This is a genomic window from Salinispora fenicalii (assembly GCF_000514815.1).
Classification (GTDB): Bacteria; Actinomycetota; Actinomycetes; order Mycobacteriales; family Micromonosporaceae; genus Micromonospora; species Micromonospora fenicalii.
On the sequence record NZ_AZWQ01000009.1, the window covers coordinates 266,025 to 287,461 of the forward strand.

At 69.6% G+C, this 21,437-nt stretch carries 21 protein-coding genes; 20 read left to right on the forward strand and 1 reads right to left on the reverse strand.

Translation table 11 applies throughout. The annotated features are described in order from the left end of the window. Positions 1-10 precede the first annotated feature (10 nt). The 20 genes from B116_RS0102755 to B116_RS0102850 all read left to right on the forward strand — a co-directional run bounded on the left by B116_RS0102755 (position 11) and on the right by B116_RS0102850 (position 20,807). Positions 11-1,555: a UDP-N-acetylmuramoyl-L-alanyl-D-glutamate--2,6-diaminopimelate ligase gene (locus B116_RS0102755; protein WP_449619009.1), complete on the forward strand. Its 1,545-nt coding sequence runs from the start codon at positions 11-13 to the stop codon at positions 1,553-1,555. Beyond that, complete coding sequence (locus tag B116_RS0102760; protein ID WP_027659155.1) at positions 1,552-2,967, forward strand: UDP-N-acetylmuramoyl-tripeptide--D-alanyl-D-alanine ligase; 1,416 nt, start codon at positions 1,552-1,554, stop codon at positions 2,965-2,967. The genes B116_RS0102755 and B116_RS0102760 overlap by 4 nt, the downstream gene beginning before the upstream one ends. Then, the gene (gene mraY / locus B116_RS0102765; RefSeq protein ID WP_018721524.1) at positions 2,964-4,088 is read left to right on the forward strand and encodes a phospho-N-acetylmuramoyl-pentapeptide-transferase; all 1,125 of its coding nucleotides are present in this window, start codon (positions 2,964-2,966) and stop codon (positions 4,086-4,088) included. Before B116_RS0102760 ends, mraY begins: the two co-directional genes overlap by 4 nt. Positions 4,089-4,289: 201 nt before the next feature. Further along, the gene (locus tag B116_RS0102770) at positions 4,290-5,723 is read left to right on the forward strand and encodes an FtsW/RodA/SpoVE family cell cycle protein (RefSeq protein WP_050565590.1); all 1,434 of its coding nucleotides are present in this window, start codon (positions 4,290-4,292) and stop codon (positions 5,721-5,723) included. Further along, entirely contained in the window at positions 5,723-6,829 is a 1,107-nt protein-coding gene (gene murG, locus B116_RS0102775; RefSeq protein ID WP_020608255.1) for an undecaprenyldiphospho-muramoylpentapeptide beta-N-acetylglucosaminyltransferase, read from the forward strand. The genes B116_RS0102770 and murG overlap by 1 nt, the downstream gene beginning before the upstream one ends. Beyond that, positions 6,826-8,370 (forward strand): UDP-N-acetylmuramate--L-alanine ligase, encoded by a 1,545-nt coding sequence (gene murC / locus B116_RS0102780; RefSeq protein WP_018721528.1) that lies wholly within the window; start codon positions 6,826-6,828, stop codon positions 8,368-8,370. The genes murG and murC overlap by 4 nt, the downstream gene beginning before the upstream one ends. Before the next feature lie 32 nt (positions 8,371-8,402). Beyond that, positions 8,403-9,185 (forward strand): cell division protein FtsQ/DivIB, encoded by a 783-nt coding sequence (locus B116_RS0102785; protein ID WP_027659156.1) that lies wholly within the window; start codon positions 8,403-8,405, stop codon positions 9,183-9,185. 225 nt (positions 9,186-9,410) lie between these two features. Next, a complete protein-coding gene (gene ftsZ, locus B116_RS0102790) occupies positions 9,411-10,526 on the forward strand; it encodes a cell division protein FtsZ (protein ID WP_018721530.1) in 1,116 nt (371 codons plus the stop codon). Positions 10,527-10,535: 9 nt separating this feature from the next. After that, the gene (locus B116_RS0102795) at positions 10,536-11,282 is read left to right on the forward strand and encodes a YggS family pyridoxal phosphate-dependent enzyme (RefSeq protein ID WP_018721531.1); all 747 of its coding nucleotides are present in this window, start codon (positions 10,536-10,538) and stop codon (positions 11,280-11,282) included. A gap of 184 nt (positions 11,283-11,466) precedes the next feature. Next, positions 11,467-12,153 carry a cell division protein SepF gene (locus B116_RS0102800; RefSeq protein WP_018721532.1) on the forward strand — a complete coding sequence of 229 codons (687 nt, stop codon included), beginning with the start codon at positions 11,467-11,469 and terminating at the stop codon, positions 12,151-12,153. Between the two features lie 30 nt (positions 12,154-12,183). Further along, positions 12,184-12,492 carry a YggT family protein gene (locus B116_RS0102805; protein WP_018721533.1) on the forward strand — a complete coding sequence of 103 codons (309 nt, stop codon included), beginning with the start codon at positions 12,184-12,186 and terminating at the stop codon, positions 12,490-12,492. A gap of 41 nt (positions 12,493-12,533) precedes the next feature. Beyond that, the gene (locus B116_RS0102810; protein ID WP_018721534.1) at positions 12,534-13,346 is read left to right on the forward strand and encodes a DivIVA domain-containing protein; all 813 of its coding nucleotides are present in this window, start codon (positions 12,534-12,536) and stop codon (positions 13,344-13,346) included. 112 nt (positions 13,347-13,458) lie between these two features. Next, the gene (locus B116_RS0102815; protein WP_188115983.1) at positions 13,459-14,007 is read left to right on the forward strand and encodes a hypothetical protein; all 549 of its coding nucleotides are present in this window, start codon (positions 13,459-13,461) and stop codon (positions 14,005-14,007) included. Then, entirely contained in the window at positions 13,994-14,314 is a 321-nt protein-coding gene (locus B116_RS0102820; RefSeq protein ID WP_018721536.1) for a DUF167 domain-containing protein, read from the forward strand. Before B116_RS0102815 ends, B116_RS0102820 begins: the two co-directional genes overlap by 14 nt. Positions 14,315-14,895: 581 nt before the next feature. Continuing rightward, positions 14,896-15,315: a TraR/DksA family transcriptional regulator gene (locus B116_RS0102825; protein ID WP_012014414.1), complete on the forward strand. Its 420-nt coding sequence runs from the start codon at positions 14,896-14,898 to the stop codon at positions 15,313-15,315. A gap of 63 nt (positions 15,316-15,378) precedes the next feature. Beyond that, positions 15,379-16,095, forward strand: a complete 717-nt coding sequence (lspA, locus tag B116_RS0102830; protein WP_027659158.1) for a signal peptidase II — start codon at positions 15,379-15,381, stop codon at positions 16,093-16,095. Beyond that, positions 16,092-17,033 carry an RluA family pseudouridine synthase gene (locus tag B116_RS0102835; RefSeq protein ID WP_027659159.1) on the forward strand — a complete coding sequence of 314 codons (942 nt, stop codon included), beginning with the start codon at positions 16,092-16,094 and terminating at the stop codon, positions 17,031-17,033. Before lspA ends, B116_RS0102835 begins: the two co-directional genes overlap by 4 nt. 49 nt (positions 17,034-17,082) lie before the next feature. Continuing rightward, the gene (locus B116_RS0102840; protein WP_027659160.1) at positions 17,083-18,276 is read left to right on the forward strand and encodes a hypothetical protein; all 1,194 of its coding nucleotides are present in this window, start codon (positions 17,083-17,085) and stop codon (positions 18,274-18,276) included. A 41-nt stretch (positions 18,277-18,317) separates the two neighbouring features. Further along, positions 18,318-19,922: an AAA family ATPase gene (locus B116_RS28055; protein ID WP_027659161.1), complete on the forward strand. Its 1,605-nt coding sequence runs from the start codon at positions 18,318-18,320 to the stop codon at positions 19,920-19,922. A gap of 57 nt (positions 19,923-19,979) precedes the next feature. Beyond that, positions 19,980-20,807 (forward strand): DUF2567 domain-containing protein, encoded by an 828-nt coding sequence (locus B116_RS0102850; protein WP_027659162.1) that lies wholly within the window; start codon positions 19,980-19,982, stop codon positions 20,805-20,807. On the opposite strand, the gene B116_RS0102855 is transcribed toward B116_RS0102850, so the two are convergent. After that, positions 20,722-21,423 carry an LON peptidase substrate-binding domain-containing protein gene (locus B116_RS0102855; protein WP_027659163.1) on the reverse strand — a complete coding sequence of 234 codons (702 nt, stop codon included), beginning with the start codon at positions 21,421-21,423 and terminating at the stop codon, positions 20,722-20,724. The two genes, B116_RS0102850 and B116_RS0102855, sit on opposite strands and share 86 nt — an antisense overlap. Positions 21,424-21,437 lie beyond the last annotated feature (14 nt).

Genomic DNA, 21,437 nt, shown 5'->3' on the forward strand with positions numbered 1-21,437 from the left:
GTCTGACGCCGTGTCCGGCAATCCTCGCCCTCGTAGCGTGACCGGAATCCGGCTCGGTAACCTCGCTGCTCGGCTCGCCGCCGAGTGCGGTGCGGACGCCGTTGACCTCCGGTCCGGTCCAACGGAACCGACGGTCACCGGGGTGACACACGCCAGCCAGGAGGTCCGCCCCGGCGACCTGTACGCGGCCCTGCCCGGTGCCCGGCGGCACGGTGCCGAGTTCGTCTCGGCCGCGGCCCAGGCTGGTGCGGTGGCGGTGTTGACCGACCCGGATGGCGCGGCGGCGACGGCGGAAGCCGGTCTGCCCATGCTGGTGGTGCCGGACCCGCGGGCCGTGCTGGGGGACCTGGCCAGTGTGGTGTACGGCGACCCGACCGCCGGGTTGACGGTGATCGGGGTGACCGGCACCGCGGGTAAGACCTCGACGGCGTACCTGGTCGAGTCGGGGCTGCGGGCGGCCGGGCACACCACCGGTCTGATCGGCACCGTGGAGACCCGCCTCGGTGACCTGGTGATCGACAGTGTCCGGACCACGCCCGAGGCGACCGACCTGCATGCCATGCTCGCCGCTGCCCGAGAGCGCGGCGTCACCGCCGTGGTGATGGAGGTGTCCAGCCACGCCCTGGCCATGGGGCGGGTCGGTGGCGTCCGGTTCACCGTCGGCGGATACACCAACTTCGGCTCCGACCACCTCGACTTCCACGCCGACTCCGCGGACTACTTCGCCGCCAAGGCGAAGCTCTTCGACGGCCGCTGCGAGGCGGAGGTGCTCAACTACGACGACCCGGCGCTGATCCCGCTGCGTCGACCCGCCACCGTGAGCTACTCCGCGGCCGGCGACCACTGCGCCACCTGGTGGGCCGACGAGGTCGGTGGCGAGGGGTACGCGCAGCGCTTCACCCTGCACGGCCCGGACGGGTTGACCCTGTCCGCCGGAGTGGCCCTGCCCGGTCGGCACAACGTCGCCAACGCCTTGCTCGCCGTCGCCGTGCTGGTGGCGGCGGGGGTGGAGCCGCGGCACGCCGTAGCGGGGGTGGACGACTGCGGCGGCGTTCCCGGTCGGCTGGAGCTGGTGCCGTCCCCCGGCCCGGTGCGCGGCGTCGTCGACTACGCCCACAAGACCGATGCGATCGTCGCCGTGTTGGCCGCCCTGCGGGAGTTCAGCACCGGGCGGCTGATCTGCCTACTTGGCGCCGGCGGTGACCGGGACCGGGGCAAGCGACCCCTGATGGGCGTCGCCGCCGCCCAGGGAGCGGATGTGGTGCTGGTGACCGACGACAACCCGCGGACCGAGGATCCCGCCGAGATCCGGGCCGAGGTGCTCGCCGGCGTGCACCGGGCCGACACCGAGGTGCAGGTCCTGGAGGTGCCCGGTCGGCGTGCGGCCATCGCGGAGGCGGTCGAGCTCGCTGCGCCCGGGGACGTGGTGGCGCTGTTGGGTAAGGGGCACGAGCAAGGGCAGGAGGTTGGCGGGCAGATGCATCCCTTCGACGACCGCACCGAGCTGGCTGCCGCGCTGCGGGCGCGCTTCGGTGACCAGGCAGGGCAGCCGTGATCCGGCTGAGTCTGGCCGAGGTGGCGACAGCGGTTGACGGCCGGTTGGTCAGCGCTGACCCGAGCGTCGCGGTTACCGGCTCGGTCGAGTTTGACTCCCGCAAGGCCGGCCCGGGCGGGCTCTTCGTCGCCTTCCCCGGGGAACGGGTGGATGGGCACGACTACGCCGACGGGGCGATTCGGGCGGGTGCGGTGGCGGTGCTCGGCACCCGGGTGCTGCCCGGCGTGCCGATGGTGCTGGTGGATGATGCCCAGCTGGCGCTGGGGCGACTGGCCCGCGCGGTGACGGATCGGCTGCCCGAGCTGACCGTCATCGGCCTCACCGGCTCCTCGGGCAAGACCAGCACCAAGGATCTGATCGCTGCCCTCACCGCACGACTCGGGCCCACGGTTGCCCCGCCCGGGTCGTTCAACAACGAGCTGGGGCACCCCTACACGGCACTCCAGGCCGGTCCGGGGACCCGCTACCTCGTGCTGGAGAAGGGCGCCCGAGGAGTGGGGCACGTCAGCTACCTCTGCGAGGTGGTGCCGCCGAAGATCTCCGTGGTGCTCAATGTGGGGGTGGCCCACATCGGTGAGTTCGGTTCCCGGGAGACCATCGCCTTGGCGAAGGGGGAACTGGTGGCAGCGCTACCGGCGGAGGGGCTGGCCGTGCTCAACGCCGACGATGACCTCGTCGCCGCGATGGCGACGCGCACCCAAGCGCGGGTGGTCCGGTACGGCGAGGCGGCCGATGCGGACGTGCGGGCCGTTGACGTGGTGCTGGATGAGCGTGGCCGGCCGTCGTTCACGCTGGTGACACCGGAGGGGCGTGCGCCGGTGCGGCTCGGGCTGACCGGCCGGCACCAGGTATCCAACTCGCTCGCCGCCGCCGCGGTGGCCCGGGAACTGGGAATGCCGTTGCCGGAGCTGGCGGCCGCCCTGGGCGAGCTCGGGCTGGTCTCCAGTCGTCGGATGGACGTCTTCGAGCGGGTTGACGGGGTCACCGTTATCGACGACTCGTACAACGCCAACCCCGCGTCGATGACCGCCGCCCTGCGGGCGCTGGCCGGGTTCGAGCGGCGGCGCACCATCGCGGTGCTCGGCTACATGGCCGAACTGGGGCCGTACGAGCAGGAGGGGCATGTCGAGGTCGGTCGACTCGCCGCCAATCTGGGGGTGGACCGCCTGCTGGTGGTGGGCGAGGCGGCGAACCCGATCCATGAGGGCGCAACATCGGTACGTGACTGGGAAGGAGAATCGGTGCAGCTCACCGATCAGGCGGGCGCCGTCGAGGTGCTGCGGGGAGACCTGCGGCCCGGTGACGTCGTCTTGGTGAAGGGCTCGCGGTACCGCACCTGGGAGGTGGCGGACGCGCTGCGCGCCGACGCCGTGGCCGACCGGGGTGCGGGAGCGGACGGTGGCGTGGCATGAGGGCAGTCATCGTCGCGGTTGGGGTGGCCTTCCTGGTCTCGCTGTTCTGCACACCGATTGCGATCAAGGTCTTCACCCGGTTGAAGGCCGGCCAGCCAATTCGGGCCGAGGGTCCGGTGATGCACCAGGGCAAGAAGGGCACCCCGACGATGGGCGGGGTGGTCTTCATCCTGGCCACCGTCATCGCGTACGTCGCCGGGCACCTGGCCCTGACCACGCTGCCGGACGCCCAGATCGCTCAGGTTGAACCGACCATCACGGCGCTGGTGCTGTTGGGGCTGATGGTGTTCTCCGGCGCGGTGGGCTTCATCGACGACTTCCTGAAGGTCCGCAAGCGGCACAGTGGCGGCCTCAACAAGCGCGGCAAGCTGCTCGGCCAGATCCTGGTCGGCGCGGTGTTCGGGGTGATCGCGCTCTACTTCCCGAGCACCATGACCGATTCCCAGGGCACGTTGACCAACACCGAGACGGTCGGCAGCACGACGTTGAGTTTCATCCGGGACATTCCCGCGCTGGAGCTCACCAAGGTTGGCGCGGTCATCCTCTTCATCTTCGTGGTGATGGCAGCCACCAACGGCGTCAACCTCACCGACGGTTTGGACGGCCTGGCCACCGGCGCTTCGGTGATGGTGCTCGCGGCGTACGGGTTGATCGCCTTCTGGCAGTACCGGCACTGGTGCGCCGACCCGAACTACACCCAGGAGTACTGCTACGCGGTTCGGGACCCGCTGGAGATCGCGTTGATCGCCGGCGCGGCGGCCGGTGCCTGTGTCGGGTTCCTGTGGTGGAACACCTCGCCGGCCCGGATCTTCATGGGCGACACCGGGGCGCTGGGGCTGGGCGGCCTAATCGCCGGGATGGCGATGTCGACCCGAACGATCCTGCTGCTGCCGATCATCGGAGGACTCTTCGTCATCATTACGATGTCCGTGGTGATCCAGATCATCTCCTTCCGGACGACCGGCAAGCGGGTCTTCCGGATGTCACCGTTGCAGCACCACTTCGAGCTCGCCGGCTGGAGCGAGGTCAACATCGTGGTGCGGTTTTGGATCATCGCCGGCATCGGTGTGGCCATCGCCCTGGGCCTGTTCTACAGCGACTTCCTCGCCCGCGTCGGTTGATCGGAGCAGGCTTTCTCGACACGCCGAGGAGACGGTTGCGGGGGCCACGCCTCCCCCACCCGCGATGATGGGCGGGTGGGGGAGGGATCAGAAGTTGAGGGAAGCTCGGATTCGGGGCGGCGCTGGCCGCAGAGAGGTACGCGTACCACCGAGGCTCCGCCGGTAGCGCGGTCGCCGAAGGAACCTCCCGATGTTCCGCCCCTGCGCGGGCTGAGTGCCGCCGGCGGATTGGCTGCGCTCCGTGGCCTGTTGGACCGGCCGCTGGCCTCTTACTACCTTTTGCTGTTCAGCGTCGGCCTGCTGCTGCTGATCGGTCTCACCATGGTCTTCTCGGCGACCAGCGTGGAAGACTATGCCAACAGCGGTGACGCCACCGCGTCCTTGACCAAGCAGGCCATCTTCGCGGTGTTCGGCATTGTGGCCTTCTGGGCGTGCCAGCGGTTGCCGGTCCGCACCTTCCAGGCGGTCGCCCGGCCGGCCCTCTGGGGCACGGTGGGGTTGCTGCTGCTCTTGAATCTGTTGGTCGCGCTCACGTCGCTGGCCGGCGTCTCGCAGATCGGCCCGTTCGCCGTAGACCTGAACTGGCTGTACGTAGGGCCGCTCCAGCTCCAGCCCTCCGAGCTGGCGAAGTTCGCTCTCGTCCTGTGGGGGGCGGATGTGCTCGCCCGAAAGGGCGCCAAGCTCGGCTGGTGGCGGGAGTTGGCCACGCCGTTCTTCCCCGTGCTGGGGCTGCTGTTCGTGCTGGTCGGCTACAACGACCTGGGCACGCTGATCTGTCTGCTGGCCCTGGTAATCGGGCTGCTCTGGGCGGCCGGAGTGCAGCTGCGGGTCTTCGCGGTGTTGGGTGCGATCGGCCTGCTCGGTATCGGTCTGCTGGTGGCGGTCGCTTCACTCGGCGCGGGGTCGAGCGAGCCAGGCGGGTCGGACGAGCCGAATTTCCGGCTGGGCCGGCTGACGATGTTCTTCAATCCTCCACCGCTCGAAACCTGCAAGGACTCGGGCTGCTACCAGATGCTCCAAGCTCGGTACGCGATCGAGCACGGGGGCTGGTTCGGCACCGGGTTGGGCAAGAGTTCCCTGAAGTGGGGCTCCCTCCCGGCGAAGGAGAATGACTTCATTTTCGTGATCATCGCTGAGGAACTGGGCGTTGTCGGGTGCAGTGTGGTCGTGGCGCTCTTCGCGGTGCTTGCGTATACCGGGCTGCGGATCGCCCGCCGGGTGACCGGCCGGTTCCGGCAGCTCGCCGCCGCCGCGGCGACCGCCTGGCTGATCGGGCAGGCGATGATCAATATCGGTGGAGTGATCGGGTTGCTGCCGCTTACCGGCGTGCCGCTGCCGTTCATCTCCGACGGCGGGAGCGCCCTTGTCTCCACGCTCGCCGCGGTCGGCATGCTCGCCTCGTTCGCCCGGGCCGAACCTGATGCGGCGAGAGCCCTGCATGCCCGTCCGCCGGCCCGATGGGTCCGACTAGTCTGGGCCCCGTTGCCGCCGCTTCCCGGCCGGCGCCGCCCGGGTGCCCCATCAGCTCCCCGGGCCCGGGTGCCCCGGGGGCAACACGAAGATGACCAGGCCGCGCGACGTGCCGTCCGGGCGAACCGGGCCCGGCGTGGGTCGGTGGAGGAGAGGAGACGGTGATGGGTCCGCTGCGTTCGGTGGTGCTTGCAGGAGGTGGCACCGGGGGGCACATCTACCCGTTGCTCGCCTTCGCCGACTGCCTGCGCCGGCACGACTCCGGCATCCGGATCACCTGCCTGGGCACCCCGAAGGGCTTGGAGAACGAGCTGATCCCGCCCGCCGGGTACGACCTGCGTCAGATCCCCGCGTACCAGCTGCCCCGCTCGGTCAACCTGGACCTGGTGAAGACCCCGGCCCGGATGTGGACCGCGGCCCGGGCGGCCGGCAAGGTCATCGACGAGGTGCAGGCCGATGTCGTGGTGGGGTTCGGCGGGTACGTCTCGGTCCCGGCGTACCTCGCCGCCTGGCGACGTGAGCTGCCGATCGTCATCCACGAGGTCAATGTGCCACCGGGGGTGGCCAACCGGCTGGGCATGAAGTTCACCAAGCACCTCGCGGTGGGCTTCCCGCACCAGCCGGCGCAAGCTGAGTCGCTGCGCGGGGCCCGGGTGGTGGGGGTGCCGCTGCGCCGGGGCATCGCCGGTCTGGACCGGGCCGCCATGCGCACCGCTGCCCGCGCCCACTTCGGGCTCCGGCCGGACCTGCCGGTGCTCTTCGTCGCCGGTGGATCACAGGGCGCGCGTTCGATCAACCTGGCGGTCACCGGGGCGGCCAAGGAACTGGCCCGGAACGGAGTGCAGGTGCTGCACGTGGTCGGTGCACGAAATGAGGCGGTGTCGGTGCCGACCGACTTGCCCGCACCGTACGTGACGTTGCCGTACCTGTCGCAGATGGAGCTGGGGTATGCCGCGGCCGACCTGATGCTCGGCCGGGGTGGGGCGATGACCTGTGCAGAGGTGGCGGCGGTCGGGCTGCCGACGGTCTATGTGCCGTACCCGCACAGCAACCAGGAGCAGCGACGAAACGCGTTGCCGGTGGTGGAGGCCGGGGGCGGACTACTCGTTGATGACGCCGAGATGACGCCGGCCTGGGTGGAGAGCACGGTGATCCCGCTGATCCGTGACTCCCACCGGTTGGCCACAATGGGGGCTGCCGCGGCTGCGTACGGGCATCGCGACGGCGACGAAGCATTACTCAATTTTGTCTATGAGGCGGTGGTCCGGTGAGCGGGCAGAGTGCGGCGAAGTTCTCCCCAGCTGGTCGACTGACCGCGGAGGATCTTGGCGCCATCCACCTAGTTGGGGTGGGCGGGATCGGGATGAGCGGACTGGCCCGACTCTTCCTCACCCGCGGTATCTCGGTCTCCGGCAGCGAACTGCGTGAGTGGCCATCCCTGGCGGGCCTGCGGGCGTTGGGTGGCACCATCTACATGAGTCACGAGGTGGCCAACCTCGATGGTGTGGACACCGTCGTCTACTCCTCGGCGATTCCGTCCGACCACCTGGAGCTGGTGGAGGCACGCCGTCGTGGCCTGCGGGTGCTGCACCGTTCCGAGGCGCTTGCCGCGGCGATGACTGGCCGACGGACGGTCGCGGTGGCGGGCACCCATGGTAAGACCACCACCACGTCGATGGTGACCATGGTGCTTCAGCAGGCCGGGGTGGATCCGTCCTTCGTGATCGGCGGGGAGATATCCGAGGTTGGTTCCGGCGCGCACCACGGCACGGGAGAGTACTTCGTGGTGGAGGCGGACGAGAGTGACCGCTCTTTTTTGATCTATCGGCCGTTCGTCTCGATTATCACCAATATTGAGGCTGACCACTTGAACACCTACGGTGACTTGGCCAATCTGGAAGCGGCCTTCGCTGACTTCGCCCGTCTTACCGACCCGGACGGTTTCATCATCACCTGCGCTGACGATGCGGGTAGCCGACGGATGGCCGAGACGCTGCGCGCTGAGGGGCGGCGGGTGTACACGTACGGCACCTCGGCCGACGCGGACCTTCGGTTGACCGAGATGGCCTCATCCACCCGGGGCATCCGCTACCTCGCCGAGATTGACGGCCGGTCGTTGGGCGAGTTTCGGCTGCCGATGCCGGGGCGGCATATGGGTCTCAACAGTGCCTCGGCGGTGCTCGCCGAGTACCTGCTGGACCTGCCGATGGAGGCGGCGCAGGCCGCGCTGGCGGCCTTTCCCGGCGTGCGGCGGCGCTTCGAGCGTAAGGGTGTCGCGGACGATGTGCTGGTCTACGACGAGTACGCCTACCACCCGACGCCTATTGAGCTGGCACTGCGGACGTTGCGGGAGGTGGCCGGCGACGGAGGGCTGATTGTGGTGTTCCAGCCCTATCGGCTCTACCGCACCCGGGACCTGCAGGCGGAGATCGCCGAAGCCCTCGCCCTCGCCGACGAGTTGGTGCTGTTGGAGGTCTTCGGCCCCGGGGAGCTGCGGGAGCCGGGGGAGGGTTCGGCAGCGCTGATCGAGGCGGTACCGCTGCCGGACGACCGGAAGGTCTTCGTGGACTCCTGGGAGGCGGCGCCGGTCGAGGTGGCCCGCCGGGCCAAGCCCGGCGATGTCGTAGTGACGATGGGCGCGCCGCCCAGCTCGCTCATGGGCGACCAACTCCTCGACGCGCTGTCGAAACGGGGCGCGGCGGGTCCCGCCGGCACCGTGCCCGGCGGTGACGTTGGGGGTGCGACAACGATTGGGGGCACCGTTCCCGGCATCCCTGGTAGCTCCACTCCAGATGCCTCCACCGCCGGATGAGTTCGGGGCCGACGCGTCGGCGTACCTCCGGGGTGGAGGGGAGCGCCGGCCGACGGGGGCCGGTCCGTCGTTGGCAGCTGGTTCGGGCCGGCCGGGACGCGGTGCCGAACTCAGCCCGACGGTTTATGGCCCGTGCCCGGCGGCGCCGAATGCGAGCGGTTCTGCCCTGGGCGCTCGTGGCGGGTGGGCTGACGCTGGCCGGGTTGGTCGGCTGGGTGCTGGTCGGCACTGGCCTATTCGGGGTGCGTGAGGTGCGGGTGGAGGGAGCCGAGTTGGTGACCTCGGTCGAGGTGCGCGATGCCGCCGGTGTGCCCGACGGCACGCCGCTGGCCCGGGTGGACCTTGCGGCTACCGCGAAGCGCATCGGTGGCCTGCCGGCAGTCGAACGGGTTGACGTCAAGCGGGACTGGCCGGATGTCCTCGTGGTCCGGCTGACCGAGCGGACCGGTGCGGCGGTGGTGCCGCAGGAGGACCAGTTTCTCGTGGTGGATGCTGCCGGGTTCGTCTTCCGTCGGCTGTCGGCTCCCCCCGACGGCCTACCGGTGATCCGGCTGGCATCGCCTGGTCCGGCCGATCCGAAGACCCAGGCCGCGCTGGCGGTGCTCGCCGAGCTCACCCCGCAGTTGCGGGGTGAGCTCGTGGACATCACGGTCGAAGGGCTGGCCCGGGTCACGCTTCACCTGCGCGATGAGCGGCAGGTGGTGTGGGGGGACGCCACCCGAGGGGCGGACAAGGCGCGAGTCGCTACTGCGTTGCTGAACGGAGCGGAAGCCACGATCGATGTCAGCGCTCCGGGTGTGGTGACCGTCCGGTGAATGTGATCGGCCCACCACGGCGACACGCCGCCGGGTTGCTTGGCACATTGGGCGGCGGCGCTTACGTTGCCCCGAAGAGGATCAGTGGTTGACATAAATCTAACCCTCTAGTAGAGGGTGAGGGTTTACACCCGAGCGCTGGCGATGACCGCGTCGTCAACCGTTGATCCTGGGCAAGCCGAGTGGCGCGGCCCATGCCAATCTCGAGGGGGAAAGGACCTTCAGATGACACCTCCGCACAACTACCTGGCGGTCATCAAGGTCGTCGGTATCGGTGGCGGCGGCGTGAATGCCGTCAACCGAATGATCGAGGTTGGGCTCAAGGGCGTCGAGTTCATCGCGATCAACACTGATGCACAGGCGCTTCTGATGAGTGACGCCGATGTCAAGCTCGACGTGGGTCGCGAACTGACCCGTGGTCTGGGTGCCGGCGCCAACCCGGATGTCGGAAAGAACGCGGCCGAGGACCACCGCGACGAGATCGAGGAAGTCCTCAAGGGCGCCGACATGGTCTTCGTAACCTGTGGTGAGGGCGGCGGCACCGGCACCGGCGGAGCTCCGGTGGTGGCGAACATCGCCCGCAAGCTCGGCGCGCTCACCATCGGCGTGGTCACCCGGCCGTTCTCGTTCGAGGGCAAGCGCCGTCAGGTGCAGGCCGAGGCCGGCATTGACGAGCTGCGGAACCAGTGCGACACGCTGATCGTGATCCCGAACGACCGGCTCCTCGCGCTCGGTGACCGCAACATCTCCATGATGGATGCCTTCCGCACCGCGGACCAGGTGCTCCTCTCCGGCGTCCAGGGGATCACCGACCTGATCACCACTCCCGGTCTGATCAACCTCGACTTCGCCGATGTCAAGAGTGTCATGAGCGGTGCCGGCAGCGCACTGATGGGAATCGGTAGCGCCCGGGGTGAGAACCGGGCGGTGGAGGCGGCCGAGGCGGCCATCTCCAGCCCGCTGCTGGAGCAGAGCATGGATGGTGCGCGCGGCGTGCTGCTCTCGATTGCCGGCGGGTCCGACCTGGGACTGTTCGAGATCAACGATGCGGCGCAACTGGTCACCGACGCGGCTCACCCGGAAGCCAACATCATCTTCGGTGCGGTTATCGACGACGCCCTCGGTGACGAGGTGCGGGTCACCGTCATCGCTGCTGGCTTTGATGGAGGCGCGCCCGCATACAAGGCGGCCGAACCGGCCCGCAAGACGAATCAGAATCAGCCGGCACCGGCCACCCCAGCGGTTCCGGCGCCGCCCACCGCCCCCGCCCCGCAGCAGTCGCCCCGTCGGGTTCTCTTCGACGATGTCGATGTTCCCGATTTCCTCAAGAACGGTTCCTGAGTCCTGCCGATGACCAACACCCCCGCCGCGGCGCCCGCCAGCCGGAACGCCGAGCTCGCAGCTGGCCTTGCCCGAGTCCGTACCCGAATCGCCGACGCCTGTGCGGCTGCCGGTCGAGACCCCGGGGAGGTGGTCACGATCGCGGTGACCAAGACGTACCCGGCGAGCGACGTTGTTGCCCTGGTTGGGCTCGGGGCCACCGAGGTGGGGGAGAACCGGGACCAAGAGGCCGGGGCGAAGGCGGCCGAGGTGGCTGCGGCGGGGGTGACGCCCCGGTGGCACTTCATCGGTCAGCTGCAACGGAACAAGGCGAAGTCGGTGGTCCGGTACGCCGATGTGGTGCAGTCGGTCGACAGCGTCCGGTTGGCCCGGGCGCTCGATCGAGCCTCGGCAGCAGAACGAGACTGCCCGTTGGAGGTGTTCCTGCAGGTCAGCATCGATGGGGCGGTGGGTCGTGGCGGCGCGTTGCCTGGGTCCGCGGACCCGGACGCGGGACTCGATCCGGTGGCCGAGGTGGTGGCTGGTGCGGACGGGCTGCGGCTTAGTGGGTTGATGGCGGTGGCGCCGCTGGGCTGGGAGCCGGACCGGGCGTTTGCCCGGCTGGCGGAGGTCGCGGCCGGGTTCCGGGTCCAGCATCCGCAGGCGACGTTGTTGTCGGCTGGCATGAGTGGGGATCTGGAATCGGCGATCCGGCACGGCGCGACACATGTCCGGGTGGGTAGCGCGTTACTCGGAATGCGCCCCACGCTGGGGTAGCCTGACCGCCAGGAGCAAATTACATCGGTGTTGTTTGGTGGGAGTGGCATTCCTCTCGTCGGTTTGGCGCGCGACGCGAAGCGCGCGCCTGGGGGGTGTCGATCCGGCGAGCAGAAATGATCCACTTGCGGCAGGCGACGCGGCACGGGGGTGCGTGCCGTAGGGCGGACGGGAAGGGCGCGGGATGGGTGCGCTGCGCAAGGCGGGGGTCTGGCTCGGTCTGGTCGAGGAGGACGACGAGCGGGCTTACGACGACGGTGGCTACGACAAGGGTGGATACCGCGAGTCGCGGTATCGGTCGAGCCGATACTCCGAGGACTTTGGAGACGACGACGAAGAGGGCGACGAGGCCGCTCCGCCCCGCTCGCGGCTTGGCGACCGGGGGCGTCTGGAGCGGACTGCGGCGCGGTCGAGTGACATGGATCACCGCGAGGAAGACGAGCAGCCGGAGCGGGTCGAGCGTACTAGCGTCCGGTCGATCACCCGGTCCGCCCCCGAGTCGTCCGGAGCCCTGACCTATCACACCCGCGACAACCTGGCCTTGGCGCCGCAGGCGCCGGTCCGGGAACGGGTGCCGGTGGAGGAGGAGCAGCGCTACCAGATCACCACGCTGCACCCGACAACCTACCGGGAAGCGCGGACGATCGGTGAGCACTTCCGAGACGGTGTCCCCGTTATCATCAACCTGACGGAGATGGATGAGGCGGATGCGCGGCGACTGGTTGATTTCGCCGCCGGGCTGGCGTTCGGGCTGCGCGGTACGATCGAGCGCGTGACCAATCGGGTGTTCCTGCTGTCGCCGGCCAATGTCCAGGTCACCGCGGAGGACAAAGCCAAGATCGCTGAGGGCGGCTTCTTCAGTCTCAGTTGATCAGCCCGAGTGCAAGGGACGTCGCCAGCCGTGCTGTCAATCCTGCTCCAGGTTCTTTATCTGGTCGTGTTTGTCTTTTTTCTTCTCCTGTTGTCCCGATTTGTGTTGAGCGCTGTGCTCCAGTACGGCCGACGTTGGCAACCAGGGCGTGGGGCGTCGGCGGGACTGGAAACCGTGTGGAGCGTCACTGATCCCCCGCTCCACGCGTTGAGGCGTGTGATCCCTCCGCTGCGAATTGGTACCGTGAGCATCGACCTGGCCTCCCTTGTGCTCCTGGTTATCCTGATCGTGCTGATGGAGTTCGTGTTAGAGCCGTCGATCATAAGTACCGCTGGATGACCGATGCGCTTTCGCGGCCGCAACTGACCCGAGGAGTTTCGATGCCGCTGACCCCGGCCGACGTCCACAACGTCGCCTTCAAAAAGCCGCCGATCGGCAAGCGGGGGTACGACGAGGAGGAGGTCGATGCCTTCCTGGACGAGGTCGAGCGTGAGCTGGCCCGTCTGATCGAGGAGAACAACGAGCTGCGTGCTCAGGTGGAGCGCGGTGGCCGTGGCGGTGGCCCCGCCGGTCCGGTCGGCCCCGGCGGTGACGCCCGGCTCGCCGCCGAGCTCAACGACGTGAAGGCCCAGCTCGACCGGGTCCAGCGGGACAAGGCCGGGGCCGAGCAGGCAGCCCGCGCGATGCAGGCGGAGCTGGAGCAGGTTCGCGGCGCCGGTGCCGCGCCGGCCGGCGGCGACGGTGAGCAGCAGGCGCTCCGGGTGCTGATGATGGCCCAGCGGACCGCCGACGATCACGTCACCGATGCCCGCCGGGAAGCCGACCAGGTGCTCTCCGAGGCTCGGTCCAAGGCCGAGGAGGTCACCCGCGAGGCGCGGGCCAAGGCCGACGCCCTGGAGCGGGACGCCCGGCAGCGCCACCAGGAGGCCATGGGTGGCCTGGACACCAAGCGCACCGCGTTGCAGAAGCACATCGAGGAGCTCAAGCAGTTCGAGCGCGAGTACCGCACCCGCCTCAAGGCGTATCTGGAGAGTCAGCTGCGTGACCTTGACAGCCGTGGGCAGGGTCCGGAGGTCGAGCTTGACCGGACCGACGGTGGCGGGCGCGCCGGTGGTGGCAATGGCCTCGCCGCAGCCGGTCTCGCCGGCTCCTACGGCGGCGGTCGCTCGGGTGCGCTGGAAGCCGGTCGCTGACAACACCGGCCGGCGGTCGTCGTACTGACGGTTGCCCGGTCTCGCTCAGAATCGGAACGAGACGCGGGGGTGGGCTTTGATAGTCGCCAGTATCCTGCTCATTCTCGTTGCAGTGGTGCTGCTGGTAGCTGGCCTCGCTGATGGATCCAGCATCCTGCTGGTTGTCTCCATCGCGGCCAGCCTGCTGGCCGCCGTTGCGCTGGTCGTGGGTGCCCGCCAGGCAGCCGCGGCCCGAGCCGCAGCAGAGCGGACCCCGTCCGAGGCTCATCGAGGCGGTGGGAGTGCCTACCGGCAGCCGGACGGCTTCCTGCTTCCTGGCCAGCAGGCTCCCCCGCCGATCGACCATGGTGGCACCGGGTGGCGGCAACCACCCGGGCTGCCGGTCGCAGGCGTCGAACCGGTTGCGGACGACGGGCCAGCTCCACCGGCGGTTTCTCCTGCGGAGGCAGCGCGGCTGGCCCGAATGGACCGGGAGGTGTGGGTGGTCGACGGCCACTCCGACTACCACTTGGCTGGCTGTTCGCGGCTACTCGGCGAGCCCGAGCCGCTTCCTGTCGCAGAGGCGATAGACCTCGGCTTTACCCCTTGTATCCCATGCGCCCCCGTTGCCGCCTTGTTGGCCGAGGAAGGGCAGATCGCCAGCGGCGGTGCCGGTGCCTGAGGCGCCAGACGCCCGCGCCAGTGAGTCGCTGACCGTCGCGGTCCGGATCAAACCGGGATCATCTCGGTCCCGCGTTGGCGGCTGCTACCTGGGTCCGTACGGCCCTGCTCTCGTCATTGCGGTGACGGCACCACCTGTGGACGGGCGGGCCACCGAGGCGGCGCGCCGTGCCCTCGCCGAAGCGCTCGGAATCCGGCGAGCAGCGGTATCGCTGGGTGTTGGGACGGTCAGCCGAAACAAGATCTTCTATGTTGGTGGGGTTGGCGCCGAGATTAGTGAGGCGCTGCACCGACTCCGCGACGGATAGGGCGGGTCAGCCGGGTGCCTCGACCCGGCGAGCTAGTGGCCACGTCGACTATCTGTTCGGTTAACGGATCAGGCCGGCCTGTGCCCTGGCCTCAATACTTGGCCCGCCCCTGGTGGTTGGGCCTACTCCCTGGTTGGGGCCGGCCCTCTGGTAGTTGGGGCCCGCCCTCTGGTAATTGGGGCCCGCCCCCTGGTCGTTGGGCCTAGCCCCTGGTAGTTGGCCCGGCCGCAGCTTCCGCTCCCGTCGCCCTGACCTGCCCGATCTGGGTAGGGCAGCGGCGCTGCTGGTTGGCTGCGGACCGCTGGCTGGCAGTGGCGGGCGGCGTCGAGTTGGCGATTACGAGGAGGGCCGGAGCGATCGGTCTGCTAGCGTTCTTTTTGCCCGAGATGAGTAAATTCGGGGTGGGCGTCAGGGCGTCGGTGCGCCACATTGTCGGACGCCTGTACGTTCCGTATCCTTGCGAACCTCCGGAGTGCGCGGCCATATGGCTGCGCGCCCGTTTTGTACCTGGGGGCGCCGAACGCGGCGGCCTCTGTCCAGGTGCCGCGGTCCTCCGCGGCTCCGCGGCTAAGGGAGCGACGATGGCGAAGCCAGCCGACACCAGGACCGCCGGCCGTAAGCCGGCGACCAAGTCCACCCGCAGCGCAGCGGAGACCGAGAAGATCCGGGCAGCCTTGGCAGCACGGCGAGACGAGCTTCGTGCCGAGTATGATCAGACGTTGAGCGAGATCACCGAGCTGCAGCGCGACCGGCTGACCGACTCGGCCGGGGACGACCAGGCCGACACTGGTACCAAGACGTTCGAGCGGGAGCAGGAGATCTCCCTCGCGAACAGCATCCTGGAACGGATCACGCAGGTCGAGCGGGCACTGGAGCGGCTCGATGAGGGTGGCTACGGCTGGTGTGAGCGGTGCGGTAACCCGATCCCGGTGGAGCGGCTGGCTGCCTTCCCGTCGGCGACCCTCTGTGTGACCTGTAAGCAGCTGGCGGAGCGGCGCTGAGACCTCGCTTCCCAGCAGCCCGGTGAGGCGGCGTCCGCCGCCGCGAGCGTCGATGGGGAGCAGATGACCGCAGGACCGACCCCGGGATCCGGCCGCGCCGAGGCGGCCGGGCCCACCGGATCCGCCGAGCCGGTAGGCCGTCCGGCCCCCGGGCCGGATGGGCCCGTCGAGGCCGACGGTGCCATCGAGGCGGACGGTGCCGTCGAGGCGGACCGTGCTGCCGACGGTGCGACGACCCGGCGCCGTGCCGCGTCGATCCTGCTCGGCATCGGCCTTGCCGTGCTGGCGCTCGACTTCGTGACCAAGCATCTGGCACTACAGGCGCTGGAGGGCCGGGAGCCGGTCGAGCTCCTGGGTGGCCTGGTCTATCTCAGCCTCACCCGCAACAGCGGTGCGGCGTGGAGCATCGGCGCCGACCACACCTGGATCTTCTCGCTGATCACCATCCTCGTGATCGGCTGGATTCTCTGGACGGCGCTGCGCCTGCGCTCCGTACCCTGGGCAGTGTCGTTGGGGCTGGTGCTTGGCGGGGCACTCGGGAACCTGATGGACCGGATCTTCCGTGCTCCGGGCTGGTTCGTCGGGCACGTGGTCGACATGATCAGTGTCCTCGAGCCGTACGGCCGGGCATTTCCGGTGTTCAACGTGGCCGACAGCGCACTGGTCTGCGGCGTCTGTCTCGCGGTGTTCCTGGAACTGACCGGCCGCCAGCGTGACGGCAGGCGGCTCGGCCGGGATGGGCGACGGGCGGCCCCCACCGTGTCGCGGGAGCAGGCATGACGGCGGCGTACGCGGGCGGTGGCCAACGATCGCTGCCAGTCCCGGACGGGCTCGACGGACTCCGCCTCGACCAGGCCGTCGCGCGGCTCTTCGGGCTCTCCCGGACGACCGCGGCGGCATTGGTTGACGCCGGCGATGCACTGGTCGATGGCACGGTGCGGGCTAACTCCTACAAGATTCGGGCTGGGTCCTGGCTGGAGGTGACACTGCCGGGGCCGGCGGCTCCGCCGGCCGTCGTGCCGCAGGTGGTGTCCGGCCTGCGCGTCGTGTATGCCGACGACGACATCGTGGTGGTGGACAAGCCGGTCGGCGTGGCCGCCCACCCCAGTCCCGGTTGGACCGGACCGACCGTGATCGGTGGGCTTGCCGCGATCGGCCACCGGATCGCCACTAGCGGCGCCGCCGAACGGCAGGGCGTGGTGCACCGGCTCGATGTCGGCACGACCGGGATCATGGTGGTGGCCAAGAGCGAACAGGCCTACACCGTCTTGAAGCGGGCGTTCAAGTACCGCGAGGTGGAGAAGCGCTACCACGCCGTGGTGCAGGGGCATCTTGATCCATTGCGCGGCACGATCGATGCTCCGATCGACCGGCACCCACACCACGACTACCGTTGGGCGGTTGTCTCGGGCGGTAAGCCCAGCATCACCCACTACGACACCCTTGAGGCGTTTCCAGCGGCCAGCCTTGTCGACGTACGGCTGGAGACGGGCCGCACGCACCAGATCCGCGTGCACTTCTCGACGCTGCGTCACCCCTGTGTGGGTGACCTCACGTACGGAGCCGATCCCACCCTCGCCAAGCGGCTCGGCCTGGATCGGCAGTGGCTCCATGCCCGGGAGTTGGGGTTCCGCCATCCCCGAACAGGGGCGGAGGTCTGCTTCGTCAGCGACTACCCTGACGATCTGGATCGCGCGCTGGAAATCCTGCGGGAATGAGTGTGGCGATGACCTGACCAACCCAACGCGAGGAGGAGGATCTCCGTCCGTGCGCTCCGGTGACCTGCTGCGCCAGCTGGACCAGCGGCTGTTGCCCCATCTCATGGGCGCGGCGAACCGGCTGGCCCAGGGCCCTGCTCAACCCGGGGTCCTCCTCGCGGCTGTGCTGCTCTCCTGCCTTGCGGTGACGGGCACCGCGGTGTGGGGGATTGGTGGTCCGAAGGTCGGTGCCCCCATTGCGGACGAGGTGACCCGGGTCGGGGTGGCCGCTGGGGAGTCCATTCCCGGCTACCTGCAGGACGCCACGGATGACCTGGCGGCGCTGCCGACGGCGGCCCCGTCCCTGGAGAATGACACCTTCGCGCTGGTCTCGCTGTCGGCATATCTGACGCCGCATCAGGCCGCCAACGTCTTCGGTGACGTGCCGCTCGCCGCTGTCATCGGTCGGGTGCCACTACCGGAGCGGCAGACCGAGGTTGTCCGGCTCGACGTGCCGGGCCTGCCGGGTGACGTGATCACCGCCATGGCTGACCTGGCGGCTCGTAAGGAACGGGAGGCGGGCGACTATCGGGACCGGGCCGCCGCGGTCAGTGATGGGAGACCGGAGCAGCGCGAGCAGCGCGAGCTGTATCTCAGCGCGGCGCAGATGGCGGAGGCCGAAGCCACGGCATACCGTGGCGGGTGCGCTTGTGTCTACGCGGCGGTGGTTCGCGCGGAGCCGGTCGAGCTGCGACAGGTGGCGTCTCAGCCGGCCGTCCGGGTCGTTGACCCCGCGCCGGAGGTGCGTCGGCTGGACCGGGTCGTCTTCACCCCGCCTCTGCCAGAGCAGGAGCTGGTCGCGCACCCCTTTACGGACGCCGATCTGACCACCCCCGATCCGGTGGTCACCGATCCGGTGGTCCCGAACCCGGTTGTTCCGGACCCGGTTGTTCCGGACCCGGTGGTCCCGGATCCGGTTACCACCCCCACGCCGGTGCCCTCCACCCCGGAGGAACCGGATTCGGTCACCCCCACTCCGGAATTCGAACCGGCCATCCCGGACCCGCCAACGCCGACGCCGAGTGAGGAACCCGTTGTCGATCCGGTCCCGGAGGCGAGGAAGTCACCATCGATTTCGGCCAGCTCTACCCACTCGGCCGGGGCGCCGCCCACGCCGACTACCTCGGCGAACGCGGTCGACAGCGGCGCATCTGAGCCGGTTTCGGATGGCGAGGTCGGCCCGGCGGCAGGCGGACCGGTATAGCCCTAATAGGCTTTCGTTCGTAGCCTGTCAGGCGGGGCAGCATGAAGCTGGGAGGGCGAGCCGTGGAGGGCAGCGAGACCGGCTGGGGCCAGCCGGCCGAACCGGCACCGCGGTGGCGGGCGTTGCTCGACCGGGCGCGGCTCGGTAGCCGCGCGGCTGAGCCGGCCGGGCCGGACCGTTCGGGGCCTGCGGCCCCTGCTGAGCCATTGCCTCGACGGGCCGCGGGTAACGGCTACGCGGCCCGCGTGCCGGCAACCGGATCGCACGTGCCGGGCGGTTTGCCGCCCGCCGAGTTGTCGTATGGCGCGGAGACGCGTACCTACGGGGCTGATCCGCGGGACGCGGGGCACCGGGGTGAGCCGGCGTACCGGGCCGAGCACGGATTCCAGGCCGAGCCGGCGTATGGGGCTGATCCGGGCTACCGGACCCCGGTGGCTCCGGGGCCGGAGCCTCGCTACTCCGAACCGGAGCCACCGCCGGCGCAGTCCCGCTACGCCTTGCTCGACAACGGATACCGGCATGCGCCGCCGGCCGAGAACGGCTACCGCGCTGAGCCGGCGTACCGCTCTGAGCCGGCGTATCGCTCCGAACCGGCATACCGCTCCGAACCGGGGTACCGCTCTGAGCCGGCGTACCGCTCCGAACCGGGGTACCGCTCTGAGCCGGCGTATCGCTCCGAACCGGGGTACCGCTCTGAGCCGGCGTATCGCGCCGAGCCGGCGTACCAAGCTGATCCCGGGAATCGGGCTGAGAACGACTATCGCTCCGAGGCGGCATACCAGGCTGCGGTCGGCCGGGGCTACGCCCGGGTGGAATGGCGGCAGCCCGCAGCGGCGAGTGACTCGGAACGCGCGGCCACCGTACTGCGGGGCGAGCTCGGTAGTCCCCGTGTGCTGGCGTTCGCGAACCCCAAGGGTGGCGTGCACAAAACCACTGCGACTGTGCTGGCCGCTGCGACCGTCGGCAGCGTGCGGGGCCGGGGTGTGCTGGCCTGGGACGACAACGAGCTACGAGGCACGCTCGGGCTGCGTGCGGGCAGCGCCCGGCACGCCCGTACCATCCGACATCTGATCAGCGACCTCGCGCACATCGAGATCAAGGATGGGCCGGAGCTGCTGGATCAGCTCGACGACTATCTCCGGCATGCCTCGGACGGCTCGTACGACGTGCTGGCGGGTGAGGAGAGTCCCCGGTTCGCCCAGCGGCTCGATCAGTTCACTGTCCGGCGGGTGCTGGAGCTACTCCGCCGTACCCACGACGTGATCTGTGTGGACACCGGTAACAACGTGGAGAGCCCCAATTGGCGCACCGTCATGCAGGCTGCCGACCAACTCGTGGTTACCACAGTGCCGCGGGAGGACGCCGCGTTCAGTGCTGACTGGATGCTTGACCTGCTGCACGAGGTGGGCATGGGTGAGTTGGCCGACAACGCGGTGACCTTGATCTCGTGCCCGACCCCGGGGCACAGTGAGCTCCGCGTCGACCTGGAACGACACTTCGCTACCCGGACTCGGGCGGTGACCGTGGTGCCGTACGACCCGAATCTGGAGTCCGGCTCGTCAATCGAGTACGGCCAGCTCCAGCCGGCGACCCGGGAGGCGTGGTTGAGCGCCGCCGCGGTGATGCTGGAGCCGTTCGCCCGCTGAGTGGGCGTGTCGTCCACCGGCGCCCCACGGCGCCGCCACTCCTGAGAGGATCACCGGGTGAGCGCGGACACCCCCGACCCGGACCGGCCTAGTGCCGGGGCCGTACCGCCGTACGTCGAGTCGCCGGGCGATGGCCCCACCTCGCCGTACCAGGATCGTGTTTCGGCCGTCGGGCCGGTGCCGCCCGCCTCGTTGACCTGGTACGGGGCGCCGCCTGTTGCCGTGGCGCCGGGGCCCGGGCTCCGACCACAGCTCTGGTGGGCGGCGGCGGGAGCGCTCGGGGTGATGATCCTCGGTGTCCCGCTGGGGTTGCTCTGGGCCACGCTCGCCCCCGATACCCCGGTGGTGCAGACCGCGTCGGGCGCTGTCTACGGCGAGTCGCAGCCGGAGCAGCCGATCGCGGCCGACGGTTGGTTCAGCCTGCTTGGTCTCGGCTTCGGCGTCTTGGTCGCGGTCGGCCTCTGGTTTCTGCTGCGCCGCTCCCGGGGCCCGATCGGACTCGCTGCCGCCGTGCTTGGGTCGCTGGGCGCGGCGCTGGTCGCCTGGCAGGTCGGCCAACGGGTGGGGCTGGCCACCTTCGAGCATCTGTTGGCGACCGCGGCGGAGGGGCAGACCTTCGGACAACCCGCGCAGCTGCGGGCCGGGGGAGTGGACTGGTGGGGTCCACTGCCGGTGCCGTACGGCAACGTGCTGCTGCCGGCGTTTGGCGCGGCGGTCGGTTACACCCTGCTGGCGGGCTGGTCCCGTTGGCCGTCGTTGCGCCCGGAGTCAACGCCCGACTGGCCATCCGGGCCGGGCGTCAGTTGGGTGTCGGGGGAGCCGCCAACTCCTTCAGCGGCACCGGAACCGCCCGGACCTGGCGCAGTAGAGCCGCCTCGCGGGTGAGCAGCCGCAGCTCGGCGCGGAGCCGGGCGGCGGTACCGTCGATGGCGAGCAACCGCTGTCGGTCGGCGAGGGTCAGTGCGGCCGTCGCGGCGACCAGGTGCGACAGAACCGTCGGATCCTCCGGGAGCTGCTCCGAGGCCTCCTCCTCCGGGTCGGCGCGGATCAGGCCCAGGTACTGCCGGAAGACCGCGGTCACCTGGGCAGATAGCTCATCGGCCTGGTCCGGGGGGTGCGGCTCGGGCAACCACTCGACTTCGGCAGTCAGGTAGGGCGCGCTGGCCCGGTCGACGGTACCCATCCGGAACCGTTGCCGACCCACGGTGACGATGTCGTAGCCCCCATCCGGAAGCTCGGTCACCTGTCGCAGCTCGGCGGTGCAGCCCACCTCGTGCAGCGTGACGTCGTCGTCGGGCAATGGGCGGCCGCCCGGCGCGGTGGGAGCGACCTCCCAGCCGGCCTGGATCGCCACCACGCCGAACTCACGTGGTCGCTGCTCCGGCAGGGTGAGTAGGTGGCGCACCAGCGCCCGGTATCGGTCTTCGAAGATGTGTAGCGGCAGCACCAGGCCGGGGAAGAGAACGGTCCCGAGCGGGAACACCGGCAGCCGCACAGTCACGGGTCGAGGGTAGC

What these genes read in the sequence shown, in the direction of transcription:
- mraY (WP_018721524.1), top strand. Translation starts at nt 2,964, where the DNA reads ATGAGGGCAGTCATCGTCGCGGTTGGGGTGGCCTTCCTGGTCTCGCTG.
- murG (WP_020608255.1), top strand. Translation starts at nt 5,723, where the DNA reads ATGGGTCCGCTGCGTTCGGTGGTGCTTGCAGGAGGTGGCACCGGGGGG.
- ftsZ (WP_018721530.1), top strand. Translation starts at nt 9,411, where the DNA reads ATGACACCTCCGCACAACTACCTGGCGGTCATCAAGGTCGTCGGTATC.
- B116_RS0102795 (WP_018721531.1), top strand. Translation starts at nt 10,536, where the DNA reads ATGACCAACACCCCCGCCGCGGCGCCCGCCAGCCGGAACGCCGAGCTC.
- B116_RS0102800 (WP_018721532.1), top strand. Translation starts at nt 11,467, where the DNA reads ATGGGTGCGCTGCGCAAGGCGGGGGTCTGGCTCGGTCTGGTCGAGGAG.
- B116_RS0102810 (WP_018721534.1), top strand. Translation starts at nt 12,534, where the DNA reads ATGCCGCTGACCCCGGCCGACGTCCACAACGTCGCCTTCAAAAAGCCG.
- B116_RS0102825 (WP_012014414.1), top strand. Translation starts at nt 14,896, where the DNA reads ATGGCGAAGCCAGCCGACACCAGGACCGCCGGCCGTAAGCCGGCGACC.
- lspA (WP_027659158.1), top strand. Translation starts at nt 15,379, where the DNA reads ATGACCGCAGGACCGACCCCGGGATCCGGCCGCGCCGAGGCGGCCGGG.
- B116_RS0102835 (WP_027659159.1), top strand. Translation starts at nt 16,092, where the DNA reads ATGACGGCGGCGTACGCGGGCGGTGGCCAACGATCGCTGCCAGTCCCG.
- B116_RS28055 (WP_027659161.1), top strand. Translation starts at nt 18,318, where the DNA reads ATGAAGCTGGGAGGGCGAGCCGTGGAGGGCAGCGAGACCGGCTGGGGC.